The organism is Rhizobium sp. TAL182, from assembly GCF_002117725.1.
Taxonomy (GTDB): Bacteria; Pseudomonadota; Alphaproteobacteria; order Rhizobiales; family Rhizobiaceae; genus Rhizobium; species Rhizobium esperanzae.
The window spans coordinates 2,759,256-2,772,891 of record NZ_CP021024.1 but is presented as its reverse complement, the minus strand read 5'-3'; the positions used below and the strand labels follow the sequence as shown (position 1 = coordinate 2,772,891).

The following is a 13,636-nucleotide window of genomic DNA, read 5'->3' as shown; positions in this document are numbered from 1 at the left end:
CGACATTTCGGTTGAAAGGGGAGTCGTGCGGCTTGGTCCCTTCTCCCCAGCGGGGAGAAGATGCCGGCAGGCAGATGAGGGGGCCACACGGTGGGACGCTTTTTTCACTTTCTACGAAAAATATCCGGTCGTGCTTATTGGTCACCAGCGGATCTACCTCACGAACAATATAACCAGCGGCCCCGCCAGCAGGCTGGCGAGGATGAAGGCGGAGAGGAAGTAAGTCTCGAGGACACGGAGGATGGATTTGAAGCGGATCATGCTGACGTCCTGGATTGGGATGCCCGATCCTCGGCTGCAACAATTGCGGCAGCATGACCGGTTGCCTTTCAAGTTCCGCAATGTTGCTGCAACCCTTGCGGCCGAAACTTGGGCGCAAGGAATGGTGGGCGATGCGGATTCTGTTGATCGAGGACGAGAGGGAGCTGGCCGGGGCGCTGTCGGCGGCGCTCGGCAAGCATGGGATCGTGACGGATCACACAATGCATCTCGGCGATGCCGTCGAGCTGACGCGGCAGAACCACTATGATGCGATCCTGCTCGACCGGCGCCTGCCTGATGGCGAGGGGCTGCGGTTCATTCCGGAGCTCAGGCGAACGGGGAGGGATACGCCGATCATCGTGCTGACGGCGCTGAACGAGCCGAAGCAGCGGGTGGAAGGGCTCGATCTCGGTGCCGACGACTATCTCGGCAAGCCGTTTCTGGTCGAAGAGCTGATGGCGCGGCTCAGGGCCGTGCTGCGCCGGCAGCCGAACCTTTCCGAACTCAAGATCACGGCCGGGCGGATGGTGATCGATCCCTTACATCTCAGCGTTACCGTCGGCGATACGCCGCTCGATCTGCCCCGGCGCGAGCTTCTGGTGCTCGCCGCCCTCGCCAAGCGCAAGGAGAAGACCGTGCTGCGCTCGACGCTGGAGGCGGCGGTCTACAATTATGAGGAAGAAATCCAGTCGAATGCGCTCGATGCGCATATATCGCGGCTGCGAAAGCGGCTAACCGATGCCGGGGCCGAGGTTTCGATCCACAATATCCGCGGCGTCGGCTATCTCATGAGGGAAGAATGATTGGCGGGGGGAGCAAGTCCAATCCTTCGCTCTGGTGGCGGCTCAGCTGGCAGCTCAGCCTCGTCTTCGCGGGCGTGGTGACGGCCGTCACCATCGGGCTCTGCTTCTATGGTGCGACGATCCTCTCGCCGAATGTCGCGCTGGAGGACCATATCACATCAGTGCTGGCGCCGGCCGTTTCACTCGATGCCGAAGGGCGACTCGAAGTCAAAGATACGCCGGAGCTCGACGCGCTGAAACGAGAATATGACGGGCTCTGGTATGTCGCGGCCACGACGAACGGCTCCTTCGTATCCTATGGGACAATTCCCGCAGCCTATAGCGAACTTGCGCGTCTGACCTATCTGTTCGAAGGGGCCGACATCAGAGGGGCGGCCGGCACGGACGAGATCGCCTCGGTCGAGAGCGCGGAGACCCCGGTCGGCGAACTCCGGGTGCTGTTCGGCGGCGTCGCCGACAAAGGCTGGCCGGTTCTTACCCTGATGGGCGCGGTTTATCCGATCTACGTGCCGCTGTTTGCCGTCGCCTTGCCCGCGGTTTTTCTGGCGGTTCCCAGGATCATCAGGCGCGGGCTTGCCAGCGTCAGCGAAGTTGCCCGCAAGGCATCGGAAATCGAACCGCGCCGCTACGATGCGCGCCTGCCGCTGGAAGGCATTCCGAGGGAGGTCGCGCCGCTGGTGATCGCCTTCAACGAGGCGCTCGACCGGTTGGAAAACGAGCACCGCAAGCGGCAGCACTTCCTGATCGATGCGGCGCATGAACTGAGGACGCCGATTGCCATCATGCAGACGCGGATCGATGGAACGGCCGAGGGGCAGGAGCGCCGGCGATTGCTCGACGACGTCGCGCGTCTGGCCGAGACGGCCGAACAGCTGCTCGATTTCGAGCGCAACGACCAGGCGACCGATCTCCATGAGACCGTCGATCTGGTCGAAATCGCCCGGACCGTGGTGGCCGATCTTGCGCCGCTCGCGATCGGCGCCGGTTACCAGATCACGTTTCAGAGCGAGGTCGAAAGCTTGAAACGCAAGGGCAGTCCTTCGGCCCTGCCGCGGGCGGTAAGCAACCTCCTGCGCAACGCCATCGATCATGGCGGCGGCGGCGGCATGATCACTGTCTCTGTGTCGGCAGCCGGCGGCGGGCGGATCAGCGTCGCAGACGAGGGGCCGGGCATTGCGGCCGAGCACCGGGAGCTGGTGTTCGAGCCCTTCTACCGCGTCACCCCGAAAAGTAAGGGGGCAGGGCTCGGCCTCAGCCTCGTTAAGCAGATCGTCCTGAACCACGGCGGCGAGGTCCGCATCGAGCGCAGGGCTGCCGGGGCCGAGGTGGCGATCCAACTGGGATAGGTCGAATTGTTCCGGCAGTCTGCGTTGCCGCGAGTAATGTAATGCTGCGGCAATTCTTCGCCACCACCTTCGCCTGATATCAACGGCGACGGAGGCCAAGCGGAGTGCGCAGCAATCGATTTACTTCATTTCTTTCAAAACGGGTGTCGAGGGCCTTTTCGCTAGTCCTGCCGCTCGCGCTTGCCGTGGCTGCTGCCGGCTGCAGCTCGGTTCCGCTCAAGGAGGGCGGGACGCTGACGTCCTACTCTCATCTCGGGCCGGCCAAGGGCAAACTCTCGAAATCGCGCGTCTATGTCGATGGTCTCAGCCTCGCTCCGATAAAGACGGTCGCGATCGAACCGACGAGCTTCGCCTTCAGCGCCGCGACTCGCATCAAGTCGCCTGAAGACCGGGCGATGGTCTCCAATGCGCTCGACCGGGCACTCTGCATTTCCCTCACGGACCGGTATCAGATGGTGGCGTCAGGCGAGCCCGCGGATCTGACGATCCGCTCCGTCGTCACCGACATCGTGCCAACCAACAAGACAATGGCAGGGGTTTCCACTGTCGTAACCGTAGGCACCGGCTTGGCGCTGCCGGTCGGCGTGCCGCGCCTGCCGGTCGGGCTCGGCGGGCTGGCTGTGGAGGCCGAGGCGGTCGACAAGTCGGGCGCGCAGCGCGCGGCGATGGTCTGGGCGCGGGGCGCGAATTCGCTGCAGAACAACCCGCGCGTTTCCGAGGTGGGCGATGCCTACGCCCTTGCCGGGAAATTCAGCAGCGAATTTTCCCGTATGCTGATTGCAGGCAGGGAGCCGAAGGGATTGGACCTCCGGGTTCCCTCGCGCCAGCGGATGAAATCCTGGCTCGGGGGAAAACCGAAATACGTCGCCTGCGACGCCTTCGGCCGCGAACCTGGGCTGGTCGGGATGGTGGCCGCCAAATATGGCGCGCCGCCGCAATGGACCGAGAAGAAGCCGAAGCCGGCGACTGCCTTTTGATCGAGTGCTCAGCCCACCCCGAGCTGGGCTGATCGGACGGACGGAGAAGGGCGACGGCCTTGCTCCGTCCGTCTCTAGCGCTCGGATGTGTTTTCAGGCGCCGGTCCGGGATGTAGCCAGAAATAGAGTTTGGTTCGCTTAGGCCTGTCGGAAGGGTGCGGACCGCGCATGAAGAATTGCCCGCCGTTGCGCTCGATCACACGCCGCGAGGCGTCGTTGTCCTCGTCACAGAGAACGACGAGGCGGGTGAGGCCTTGTTTTGCCGCCACATCGAGCAGGAGGCCGAGCGCTGCGGTGGCGCGGCCGCTGCGCTGCTTCCACGGCACGACCGAATATCCGACATGGCCCGAGACTTCGGGCGGCAGCTGCTCTGTGCCCTGAAGAAAGCGGAGGTTGATGCTGCCGCAGAATTCGCCATCCCAGATCCAGAAGAGAAGAACCGTCAGCGGCGACCCGGACACGGTGCGCTGTCTGTCGCCCGGACTAAGATCGTCGAGAAATTTCAATTTGTCCTGGCGCAGCCGCTGGAGTTCTCCGCCGATATAGGCTTGGTCGCCGGCACGGCGCGGGTCGGGAGACCAACCGGCCGCAAGCGCTGCTTCGAAGCCCAACAGGTTTTCCAAATCCGGCGCAAGCAGGGTCACGCAGCCGGAGGGTGTTGCGGCGTCTCCTGAGGTCATAGGTCACCTTGCAAATGCAGCCGCTCGGAAGGTTCGATCCTGGCTAGACAAGCATGACTGAGAGCCGCTGGGAAGGGCTTGCGCGACAGCACAAAGCCCCGCGCGGTGACGCGGGGCTTACTGCAGCGCCACAGGCTGGATTACCGGCACTGACGGCGCGGGCCGTAGTTCGGCTGATAGGTATTGTCCCAGGCGCGGTACGACCGATAGCGGGCGTAGCAATACTCGGCGTGCGAGCTGTATCCGCGCGAGCTGTAGGCGGCGCGAGGCTGCGAGGCGATGATGCCGCCGATGATGGCACCGGCCGCCAAGCCGCCGATAATGGCGCCGGTATTGTCGTGGTGACGCCGCCATCTGCGATCGTAGCGGCGGTCCCAGCCATAGCGGTCGTCCCGATAGTAGTCGCGATCGCGGTAGTAGTGGCGATCGCGGTAGTAGTGGCGCCTCGGGTACCACCTCCGACCATTATCGAACTGGCCTGGGCAGTTCGTGAAGTTGTTGCAGCCGACCGCGATGATCCGGGCATCGCTGCCGTCAGGCGTTGGCTGCACCGCCTGTTGTACCGGACTGGGCACGAAGGCTGGGCCTGCCGTAGCCGGCGTCCCGGAGAATGCCGTCGCTATCGATAGGGCAATGATGGCGAATCTGTTCATGTCACTCACCTCGAGTCACGGAAGTATGGAGGGATAACGCGGACCGAGAAAATAAGTTTCTCTTGGGGTCAGGACCCGACTATGTGCGCATTCGCTAACGCAATGAACTGCGCGGCCGAATCATTGCGATCGGCGGTTCTCCTGCGCTACACCTCTCTGAAAGCGCGCAAGGGACGCTATCGACGACCGGAATCTGGAGGAAGTTCAAATTGCAAGTAGATCTTAAACTGGTTCTTATGGAGCTGCTGCTTCAATGCCTGACATGTAACGCGTCACCTTAATGTCAGAAAGACGACCATGCAGCTCTCCAGAATCATCGGCCTTCTCTGTCTATCCACCAGTCTTGCGCTTGCGCCCCTCAACATCGTCTTTACCGATACATCGCCCGCCTTCGCAAAAGGTGGTGGCGGTGGCGGCAACGGCGGTGGCGGTGGTGGTCACGGGGGTGGCGGTGGTGATCACGGCGGTGGCGGGGGTGGCAACGGCGGTGGCAGTGGCGGCGGCAGCCATAGCAGCGGCGGCGGAAAGGGAAGCTCCAGCTCAGGCGGGAAGACGGAGAACGGCCATGGCTCGAACAAGTCCAGCGGCAAGACGGGCCAGGCGAATACGACCAAGCAGAGCGTGACCACGAAGGGCGGCGCCAAGAAGACGACCTCCGTCAAGGCGCCCGCGGAAAAGTCGGCCAAGAAACCCGCAGCACAGCTTGCCGGTCTCAATTCCTTGAAACGCAATTTCCATGCCCTCATGAAGACGGCGGATCCGCGTATGGCTGCAATTGCGGCGTACGCTACCGCTTACGCTCAATATGAGCTGGCCAACGGGGTTGCCCCGCCGGCGGACGATCCTGTTCTCGGCGACGCCGCTCTGAGGGCAGCACTGGCTTCGGCGACCAAGACGGGCACGCTCACCCCCGAAGCTTTGGCCTGGGCCAAGGACACGCTCGGCATCGGCACGGCTGTCGGCACGATCGACCAGATGAGAGACGCGTTGGCGGCTGCGGCGCCGGTCGCGGAAGAACCGGTGACGGAGACCCCGACGACGGAGACTCCGGCAACCGAGACTCCGGCTGGCGAAACCGCCGAGGGCAGCGAGACGACAGATCCTAGCGCGACCGCGGAAACGCCGGAAGCCGAGACGGGCAGCACGGAAGAAGTATCGGGAACGACCGAGTCGGCGCCGGCTGTCGATTCAACAGAAACCTCGGCCACAGCAACGAGTCCCGAGGCGACCGGCCTCTAAATCACCGAAAATGGCTAGCGTATCGGCTCGAAATCGGAATAGATTTTCGAGCCGATACATAATTAGATTCAGAGCGTTAGCGCACCCTTTGTGCGTCTGAAACGAGGATCACGGGCAGAGGTGTCGCGGGGAAACTGACACGCGCCGTCAGACCCGCTTCCCGCCGGCAAGCAGTCGAAGCTGGTCTTCATCATGCACCCCCTGCCGATAAAGCTCGATGATCAGGGCTCCGAGACGATCGGCTTCCCCGCCTGCTCTATCAATATTAAGCCCGCTACACAGGGCTTCATGTACACGCCTGCAAATATCGAGATCTGCGGAGGCGAGTGGTTCGTCACGCGTGCTGAAAAGCTTGTCTGACATCGCAATCAGCCCTTTTGGGATGCCGTGAATCGCTATTGTGCAAAAAAGATAATTTCGCAGCCTTTGCTTCGCAAGATGGGCGAACGTCCGAAATCAGAACAATATGGGAGCCGCGGCAAGACGCGGCGCCGGGGTGGAGCTGAAATCAACCGGCGCCTCGATCGGACTGAATAGGCGGGCAGAAGATCTCTATTTGGCCGCGGGATCCTTACTGCCCAGCTGCGACAGGCGCAGCTCTTTCAGGCGTTTGGTCTTTTCCCGGCGAGCCCGCTGCTCCGCCTCGATGGTTTCCTTTGCGGCTCGCTCGGTATTTTCGAAACGATCCTGCCGGTAAGCCTTTGATGAGGGTTCACGTTCTCTTTTCATGGCCGCTAAACGCAAATCGACGAAAACGGTTTCATGATAAAACCGTTTTGCCAAAAAGCGGCGCGGCCGCCGGGCGCCTCGCCGGCGCCCGACGACACGTCGGATCAGCCTTTGATAAAGGCGAGGATGTCGGGATTTATGATATCGGCATGGGTCGTGCACATGCCGTGCGGGAATTTCTCATAGACCTTCAGCGTCGCATTCTGCAGGAGCTTGGACGAAAGCAGCGCGGAGTCGGCGATCGGCACGATCTGGTCGTCGTCGCCATGCATGACGAGGGTCGGCACGGTGATGATCTTCAGGTCTTCGGTGAAGTCGGTTTCCGAGAAGGCCTTGATGCCGTCGTAATGCGCCTTGGCGCCGCCGATCATGCCCTGGCGCCACCAATTGTTGATGACCGGTTCCGACACTTTCGCCCCCGGCCGGTTGAAGCTGTAGAACGGGCCGGCGGGAAGGTCATGATAGAATTGGGTGCGGTTGGCCGCAAGTTGCCTGCGCAGATCGTCGAAGACTTCGATCGGCAGGCCGCCGGGATTGGCATCGGTTTTCACCATAATCGGCGGTACGGCGCCTATTATGACGAGCCTGGCGACCCGGCCCTGCGGCTGGCCGTGGCGGGCGACATAGTGGGTCGCTTCGCCGCCGCCGGTGGAATGGCCGACATGGACGGTATTCCTGAGATCGAGATGCTCGACGACGGCTGCGGCATCGGCCGCGTAATGATCCATGTCGTGGCCGTCGGCCACCTGGGTGGAGCGGCCGTGGCCACGCCGATCATGGGCGACGACGCGGTAACCCTTGTCGAGGAAGAACAGCATCTGCGCGTCCCAGTCGTCGGAGCACAGCGGCCAGCCGTGATGGAACATGATCGGCTGGGCGCTCTTCGGTCCCCAGTCCTTGTAGAAAATCTCGACGCCGTCCTTCGTTGTGACTGTGCTCATCTCATGGCTCCTTGTGGGTTGGATTGGCTAAACAGGCTGCTGCAGGCGGGATCGGCAGCGCCACGAGCGCCGTGACGCCAATAGGAGAGTCGCGCCTGGGGATGGAATCGACAATATGATGATGTGCTTATTGAATGCCTCGTTCTACTCTATTGATATGACAGAAGTTTGCATGGTCAGTTTCCAGGACGCGCAGTGCCCTGTTAACCGGTGGCGGCGACGCAATGGGGCGGTCCTTGCCCGACTGCTTCGCGCTACGACATTCCTTGATCACGGTAGCTCGGCAGCGCAGTGAAGGCGGCCGAACTAACGGGCAATGTCCGCAATGAGCCACTTTATTCCCGTTCGTGCAATCTATACGTTCGGGTAGGTGTATTTCGCCTTGGATTATGTTGCGCCGGATGCAGCGCCTGGCGCTCACTTGAACGGGGATCGACGCCCAACCATCTAATTCCTCACAACAACGTCATGGCGACGATCGCATCCGCGATTGCTTTGCCGGCGGCGGGACGGCCGTCTGCCGCCTGAGGATCAGAACATGGGTTACATGGATAAGGATATGGCGCCCCAGAAAGACGGGGCGCTGGTCGATGCCTATTCGCAGTCGATCGCAGCAGCAATCGACACGGTCGGCCCGGCGGTCAGCCGGATCGAGCGGGTGGGAGGCCGGCAGGGGCACGGGTCGGGATTCGCTGTCTCGCCTGACGGCCTGATCATTACCAACAGCCATGTCGTCGACGACGCCAAAGTGGTTCGCATCACGACGCCTGATGGATTCGTCACCGAAGGTCGGGTGCTCGGCCGGGATATCGATACCGATATCGCTCTTATTCGCGCCAATGCCAGCACCGGCGCCTGGGCGAGGCTCGGGGATTCCCAGCGCCTGCGCAGGGGCCATATCGCGATCGCGATCGGAAATCCGCTGGGCTTCGAATGGACCGTCACTGCCGGTATCGTCTCGGCGCTGGGCCGGTCGATGCGGGCGGCCAGCGGCCGGCTGATGGAGGATGTCATCCAGACCGATGCCGCGCTCAATCCGGGTAATTCCGGCGGGCCGCTGGTTTCTTCCGGCGGCGAGGTTATCGGCGTCAACACCGCCGTCATCCAGGGCGCACAGAGCATCGCCTTTGCCGTTGCATCGAACACCGCCAATTTCGTGGTGTCGGAGATTCTTCGCTATGGTCAGGTCAGGCGCGCCTTCATCGGCATAGCAGGCGACACGATCGTGCTGCCGCTACGGGTCGCACTTGCTGCCGGTACGGTTCAAACGACATCCGTCCGCGTCCGCAGGGTCGAACCGGAGGGGCCGGCGGCAAAGGGCGGGCTGCAGGAGGGCGATTACATCCTCGCCATCGACGGCAGCCCGGTCGGCGGCGTCGACGATATCGTCAGACTGATGGATGGCAGCAGGATCGGCAAAGAGACGGAGATTCTGGTGTTTTCGGTGGCCGGCCGGATCGAGAAGAAGATATTGCTGCCGATGCCGCGGTTATGATGACTGTTGCCCGACAGCCGCGACTTACCGAATGAGCGCGCGACCGCGACCGGCTCGTTGAGAAGGCCCGCTCCAGGCGCCGGCCATCACTTGCCGGTGGAAACACAGACAACGTTCCGTTACGTCAGGCGCTGACCGCCGCCGGCTCCGTCCCGGAGAAATCCACTGCGGCGAAGGCTGCCGCCAGCACCTCCGGTCCGGCACCGTTTTTTACCGCGTCGGTGGAGAGGATTTGACGATAGCGACGCGCCCCGGGCAGGCCGGTGAAGAGGCCGACCATGTGCCGGGCAACCTGTTGCAGCCGGCCGCCGCCGGCGATATGGCGCTCGGCATAGGCCATCATCCGGTCGCACAGCGCCTGCCAGTCGGGCTCGGCCGCCGGCGCGCCGAAGAAGCGCCGGTCGACGTCGGCGAGGATCGCCGCGTTCTGGTAAGCGGCCCGGCCGAGCATGACGCCGTCGACATGGGCGAGGTGCTGGGCGGCCTCGTCGAGCGTGCGGATGCCGCCGTTGATGCCGATGAACACATCGGGCCAGCGCTGTTTCATCCGGTAGACGATCTCGTAGTCGAGCGGCGGAATCTCGCGATTCTCCTTCGGGCTCAAGCCCTTCAGCCAGGCCTTGCGGGCATGGATCCAGATCGCATCGGCGCCGGCATCGAGAACGCGGGTGATGAGTTCCGGCAACGCCTCTTCCGGCTCCTGCTCGTCGACGCCGATCCGGCATTTCACCGTCACGGGCGCGGTCGCGACCGCCTTCATCGCCGCGACGCATTCGGCCACCGTCTCCGGCGTCAGCATCAGGCAGGCGCCGAAGGTGCCCGATTGCACGCGGTCGGAGGGGCAGCCGACATTGAGGTTGATCTCGTCGTAGCCATAGGGTTCGGCGATTTTCACCGCCTCGGCGAGTTTGACCGGATCCGATCCGCCAAGCTGCAGCGCCAGCGGATGTTCCGCGGCGTCGTGGCCGAGCAACCGCTCGCGCGGGCCATGGATGATGGCGTCGGCCACCACCATCTCGGTATAGAGCAGCGCCTGCCGGCTGATCTGGCGGTGGAAATAACGGCAATGCCGATCCGTCCAGTCGATCATCGGGGCCACCGCAAATATCGGCCTCTTCTCAGTCATCGACGGTCCATTGTTCCTTGTAGCCACGGCGCCTCAATGTTGGCGCCCTGCATCGCCGCTCCGGCGAGATCATCATTAAGGGCGCATATAACACCTGGCCTTGCGATCGACAAATCCAAGCGTGGCAAACAAAAACGGCGCCCCTTTCAGAGCGCCGTTCCTGCCGCCGAAGCGATAATCTAGCTTACGAAGCCGAGATGTTGACAGCCTTCGGGCCCTTGCCCATGCGGTCCGGCTCGGTGTCGAAGGTGACCTGCTGGCCTTCGCGCAGCGACTGGATGCCAGAAGCCTGCAGCGCGGAGATGTGGACGAAAACGTCCTTTGCGCCGCCGTCCGGCGTGATGAAACCAAAACCCTTGTCCTGGTTGAAGAATTTTACGATGCCTTTGGTGGCCATTGGGATAGTCCTTTTCCCTTAGTCTGTGTTTATCCGCGCCCCCGAGAGGAAGCGGACGGCTTTAGCTTTCGTCCCGATTGGGGTTGGGGACGAAGGGTCAGTCGGAGAAGTCACGTACGGGGAAAGAACGTCTACGCAGGCGGGTATTCCCGCGCCCCTTCCGTAACGGAAGAGATACCACATCAGTCCAGTCACCGGCATGCAAATGCCCGAGTAGGTGGATTGGTGCCATCATTTCGGTCAAAATGCAAGCGCCATTATTGTGGCATGACCTTTATAACGACAGGAAATGCCGAAGATTCAGTTACTTGACGAAAAGTTAGCAGATACTTGCGCCGATGTGCCATATCGGGATTCCGTGCCGAAACGGGATGAGCGGTGCTTCGGTGGCCGGGCATGGATTTTGCGGAGCGGCAGGCCACATCAATCAGCCCTCATGGTGAAGAGGATCGCAGAGCCTGCCTCCGGTGTTCCTGGCGCCGTCTTTGTTCCGCCTCATCCCGAGGTGCGTAGCCCGCAGGGCGAAGCCGCGAAGGACAGAGGCGGCCACCGGCGCCATTGCCTTCGATTCTGCATAGGGCTTGTGGAATGCAGTTAAGGCGTTCGCGCGCCCGCCCTCGTGGTTCGAGACGGACTCTTGGGCCTCCTCACCATGAGGGCGCTCTTTAGCGCCTGCGGTTTTACTGCGCATCCCCCAGCAGTGCACTGAGGCTCCAGGGATTATCGCCCTGCTGATTAGCGATGTCGTCGACCTTCCAGCCGCCATGCTCGCGCACGAGGGTGTAGAAAAGCGTCACCTCCTTGCCGTTGTCGAACTGCACTTCCACCTCGGCCTTGTCGTCCAACAGGATCGGTTGCCCGATCCTGACGTTGCTCGCCTCGCCGTCCTGGCCTGCAATGACTGGATCGAAATCGACCGCGCCGACATCACCCTCGGGCGTGTTGTCGAGATCGGCCTGGAGAAGCTTGTTCAGATGGTCGGAAAAGAAGATCGAATAGGGCGAGGGCGCCTCGGCATCGCTCCTGTCGGTGTCGTAGCTGTAAAGCGCCTTGAGCAGCGCCTTCGGCGTCTTGTAGGTCTCCGCCAAGGCGGGCAGGGCCGCGAACGCCGAAATGGCGAGGGCGAGGATAACGGTGGGTAGACGCATGTAGGCTCTCCTCCGATGGGCGGAGAATCATAGCCGAAACGAGCATCGAGGTGGAGCGGCATTTTCTGAGATGCCTCGACGTGGCTGCGCCCTCTGCATCTCCTGCTGGTGGCGGCAGGCAAACGCCTTAGATTGCCGCTGTGGGGCTCGCAAGGCTGCGAGCCCCACCGGCGTTGAAAGCCGATCATGACGCATATCGGCGTCTGGCAGAAATCCAGTCGTGATTAGATCAAAGCATCGTGCAGCAGGCTCGACGGCTCAAAAATGTCCTTCACGCCGAGGGTGAAGTCGTGGCTGGTGATGTTGCCGGCCGCGTCATAGGCTTGGGCGGTGAAGGTCAGGCTGTGGGTGCTTTCGAAGTCGATCGCAGCCTTCGTTTGGATCTTGTTGCCGACGAGCTTGAAGATGCCGTCGGCATCATCCATCAGCCGCCACTTCACCGTGCCGCCTTCCGGATCGACGGCTGAGAGAAGGCCGACCGAGGTGCCGATTGCGACATTCTCGGAGATCGAACTGCGCGAGAACGAGAGCTTGATCGGCGCCTGGTTGACCGGGGCTTCGTTGACATCGAGCACGTTGATCGTGATCTCCTTTGCGACCGTGACCTTACCGTCGGAGACGGCGACCTTGATCGTGTGCGACTTGGCCGTCTCGTAGTCGAATGCCTTGGAGCTGACGATGCGGTTGCCCTTCAGCCGGAAGTGATCGTCGGCGCCGTCGAGCAACGTGTAGGTGAGGGTGTCGCCGTCGGCATCCTTGGCGCTGAGCAGACCAACCGTGGTCCAGATCGGTGTATCCTCGGAGAGGGCGGTTTTCGAGAGCTGAATATTGGTCGGCGCGGCGTTGCTTTTGGGCGTGAAGCTTTCCGTGGCGAAATCGTAGATGCCATCGGCAAAGCGGGCGAATTCGACGTCTGTCAGCGTATCCGTCCCTTCGGCAGCGCTCGTCAGGATGTGATCGCCATTGTTCACCGCGAAGGAATAATTGGCGAAATTGCCTGAGAAGAGCGCGAAAGAACTGTTGGTTTCAACGGACGACAACCTCTCGGGGATTTATGCCAATCACAAATGAAGTTTTCAATGAAAAATTGTGATTTTTTCTTGATTTTTTAACGAAAAAGTAAGGCTGAAATACTGCGGAAGGACTTCGAATTTGCAAACCAAAAGTCGTATGTAGTCTTTTAATTCATAAGCGTCCTGTGCGGAGATAAGCTCGCGGTGCAAGCGTGAAAAATTGTCTTCGCCTGACGCGCTATGGCATTGCGCGTCGGCGCCCTGACTATCGGCGTCGCTTTCCCGCCTGACGACGGGCTTGCGCCTGCGGACGGCTTCCGGTGAAATCTCTCATGCGAGCTTGATGAGGCCCGCCGCAGTCGGGATAAATCCGCAGGCGCGGTAGAAGCCGGTCAGCTGCGGTTCGAAATCGACATGCAGCCATTCAGCGCCGCGCTCACGGGCGATGCTCGTAGCCTGCCTGACCATACGCGTCGCGATGCCCTGCCGCCGCATATCGGGATGGACCGACGTATCGAGGAGGAAGGCATGAAGGCCGCCATCCCAGGCGACATTGACGAACCCGACGAGCTTGCCGTCGTTATAGGCGCCGATATGGGCGAGACTGCGGGAGAGGATTTCGGCGAAATCCCGGCTGTGCTGGCTGCCCCAAGCGGCAGAAAAGAGGGCGTTCAGTTCGTCGGCGGCGGGGAAGGGGTCGGTGCGCAGTTCCAGCATGGGTGGTTTTCTCCGTTCGAGCCGGCCGAGAGCAGAAGCTAGGGCCGGGAGGTTGCGGATCAATCACGGTGGATTGGTTCGAAGCTGCAGCACATGTTACACATATGAGGC

14 protein-coding genes and 1 pseudogene are annotated in these 13,636 nt (G+C 61.7%); 5 read left to right on the top strand and 10 right to left on the bottom strand.

Going from position 1 to position 13,636, the window contains the following annotated elements; translation table 11 throughout:
• Positions 1-392 precede the first annotated feature (392 nt).
• From Tal182_RS13955 to Tal182_RS13945, 3 genes are all read left to right on the top strand, one after another.
• Positions 393-1,064 carry a response regulator transcription factor gene (locus tag Tal182_RS13955; protein WP_020921608.1) on the top strand — a complete coding sequence of 224 codons (672 nt, stop codon included), beginning with the start codon at positions 393-395 and terminating at the stop codon, positions 1,062-1,064.
• The gene (locus Tal182_RS13950; RefSeq protein WP_094299097.1) at positions 1,061-2,410 is read left to right on the top strand and encodes a HAMP domain-containing sensor histidine kinase; all 1,350 of its coding nucleotides are present in this window, start codon (positions 1,061-1,063) and stop codon (positions 2,408-2,410) included. The genes Tal182_RS13955 and Tal182_RS13950 overlap by 4 nt, the downstream gene beginning before the upstream one ends.
• Positions 2,411-2,514: 104 nt before the next feature.
• Positions 2,515-3,387, top strand: coding sequence for a DUF3313 domain-containing protein (locus Tal182_RS13945; protein WP_085859795.1), 873 nt, complete (start codon positions 2,515-2,517; stop codon positions 3,385-3,387).
• 74 nt (positions 3,388-3,461) lie between these two features.
• On the opposite strand, the gene Tal182_RS13940 is transcribed toward Tal182_RS13945, so the two are convergent.
• Both Tal182_RS13940 and Tal182_RS13935 read right to left on the bottom strand, forming a co-directional pair.
• Positions 3,462-4,067: a GNAT family N-acetyltransferase gene (locus Tal182_RS13940; RefSeq protein WP_085859794.1), complete on the bottom strand. Its 606-nt coding sequence runs from the start codon at positions 4,065-4,067 to the stop codon at positions 3,462-3,464.
• A 140-nt stretch (positions 4,068-4,207) separates the two neighbouring features.
• Positions 4,208-4,720 carry a BA14K family protein gene (locus Tal182_RS13935; RefSeq protein ID WP_064803349.1) on the bottom strand — a complete coding sequence of 171 codons (513 nt, stop codon included), beginning with the start codon at positions 4,718-4,720 and terminating at the stop codon, positions 4,208-4,210.
• Between the two features lie 297 nt (positions 4,721-5,017).
• Here Tal182_RS13935 and Tal182_RS32525 point away from each other — a divergent pair, with 297 nt between their 5' ends.
• A complete protein-coding gene (locus tag Tal182_RS32525; RefSeq protein WP_085859793.1) occupies positions 5,018-5,959 on the top strand; it encodes a hypothetical protein in 942 nt (313 codons plus the stop codon).
• Between the two features lie 147 nt (positions 5,960-6,106).
• On the opposite strand, the gene Tal182_RS13925 is transcribed toward Tal182_RS32525, so the two are convergent.
• The 3 genes from Tal182_RS13925 to Tal182_RS13915 all read right to left on the bottom strand — a co-directional run bounded on the left by Tal182_RS13925 (position 6,107) and on the right by Tal182_RS13915 (position 7,629).
• On the bottom strand, positions 6,107-6,322 hold the full coding sequence (locus Tal182_RS13925) for a hypothetical protein (protein ID WP_020921603.1): 216 nt from the start codon (positions 6,320-6,322) through the stop codon (positions 6,107-6,109).
• A gap of 189 nt (positions 6,323-6,511) precedes the next feature.
• Positions 6,512-6,742, bottom strand: a complete 231-nt coding sequence (locus tag Tal182_RS31725; protein WP_085859792.1) for a hypothetical protein — start codon at positions 6,740-6,742, stop codon at positions 6,512-6,514.
• 50 nt (positions 6,743-6,792) lie between these two features.
• A complete protein-coding gene (locus Tal182_RS13915) occupies positions 6,793-7,629 on the bottom strand; it encodes an alpha/beta hydrolase (RefSeq protein ID WP_085859791.1) in 837 nt (278 codons plus the stop codon).
• Positions 7,630-8,167: 538 nt separating this feature from the next.
• Between Tal182_RS13915 and Tal182_RS13910 the strand changes: the two genes are divergently transcribed.
• Positions 8,168-9,124 (top strand): trypsin-like peptidase domain-containing protein, encoded by a 957-nt coding sequence (locus tag Tal182_RS13910; RefSeq protein ID WP_085859790.1) that lies wholly within the window; start codon positions 8,168-8,170, stop codon positions 9,122-9,124.
• A 124-nt stretch (positions 9,125-9,248) separates the two neighbouring features.
• Here Tal182_RS13910 and dusA read toward each other — a convergent pair whose 3' ends face one another.
• From dusA to Tal182_RS13880, 5 genes and pseudogenes are all read right to left on the bottom strand, one after another.
• Entirely contained in the window at positions 9,249-10,250 is a 1,002-nt protein-coding gene (dusA, locus tag Tal182_RS13905) for a tRNA dihydrouridine(20/20a) synthase DusA (protein WP_085859789.1), read from the bottom strand.
• Between the two features lie 184 nt (positions 10,251-10,434).
• Entirely contained in the window at positions 10,435-10,647 is a 213-nt protein-coding gene (locus Tal182_RS13900) for a cold-shock protein (protein WP_064803342.1), read from the bottom strand.
• Between the two features lie 680 nt (positions 10,648-11,327).
• Positions 11,328-11,795, bottom strand: coding sequence for a DUF3828 domain-containing protein (locus Tal182_RS13890; protein WP_085859787.1), 468 nt, complete (start codon positions 11,793-11,795; stop codon positions 11,328-11,330).
• A gap of 224 nt (positions 11,796-12,019) precedes the next feature.
• Positions 12,020-12,805: pseudogene (locus Tal182_RS13885) on the bottom strand (cadherin repeat domain-containing protein); the annotation flags it as partial.
• Between the two features lie 333 nt (positions 12,806-13,138).
• Positions 13,139-13,525 carry a GNAT family N-acetyltransferase gene (locus tag Tal182_RS13880; protein WP_085859786.1) on the bottom strand — a complete coding sequence of 129 codons (387 nt, stop codon included), beginning with the start codon at positions 13,523-13,525 and terminating at the stop codon, positions 13,139-13,141.
• Between the last annotated feature and the right edge of the window lie 111 nt (positions 13,526-13,636).

Bases quoted from the DNA above. Each gene is read 5' to 3' on its own strand.
- Tal182_RS13940 (WP_085859794.1), bottom strand. From the start codon at position 4,067: ATGACCTCAGGAGACGCCGCAACACCCTCCGGCTGCGTGACCCTGCTT.
- Tal182_RS13880 (WP_085859786.1), bottom strand. From the start codon at position 13,525: ATGCTGGAACTGCGCACCGACCCCTTCCCCGCCGCCGACGAACTGAAC.
- Tal182_RS13910 (WP_085859790.1), top strand. From the start codon at position 8,168: ATGGGTTACATGGATAAGGATATGGCGCCCCAGAAAGACGGGGCGCTG.
- Tal182_RS13935 (WP_064803349.1), bottom strand. From the start codon at position 4,720: ATGAACAGATTCGCCATCATTGCCCTATCGATAGCGACGGCATTCTCC.
- dusA (WP_085859789.1), bottom strand. From the start codon at position 10,250: ATGACTGAGAAGAGGCCGATATTTGCGGTGGCCCCGATGATCGACTGG.
- Tal182_RS13900 (WP_064803342.1), bottom strand. From the start codon at position 10,647: ATGGCCACCAAAGGCATCGTAAAATTCTTCAACCAGGACAAGGGTTTT.
- Tal182_RS13955 (WP_020921608.1), top strand. From the start codon at position 393: ATGCGGATTCTGTTGATCGAGGACGAGAGGGAGCTGGCCGGGGCGCTG.
- Tal182_RS13925 (WP_020921603.1), bottom strand. From the start codon at position 6,322: ATGTCAGACAAGCTTTTCAGCACGCGTGACGAACCACTCGCCTCCGCA.
- Tal182_RS13950 (WP_094299097.1), top strand. From the start codon at position 1,061: ATGATTGGCGGGGGGAGCAAGTCCAATCCTTCGCTCTGGTGGCGGCTC.
- Tal182_RS13915 (WP_085859791.1), bottom strand. From the start codon at position 7,629: ATGAGCACAGTCACAACGAAGGACGGCGTCGAGATTTTCTACAAGGAC.
- Tal182_RS32525 (WP_085859793.1), top strand. From the start codon at position 5,018: ATGCAGCTCTCCAGAATCATCGGCCTTCTCTGTCTATCCACCAGTCTT.
- Tal182_RS13890 (WP_085859787.1), bottom strand. From the start codon at position 11,795: ATGCGTCTACCCACCGTTATCCTCGCCCTCGCCATTTCGGCGTTCGCG.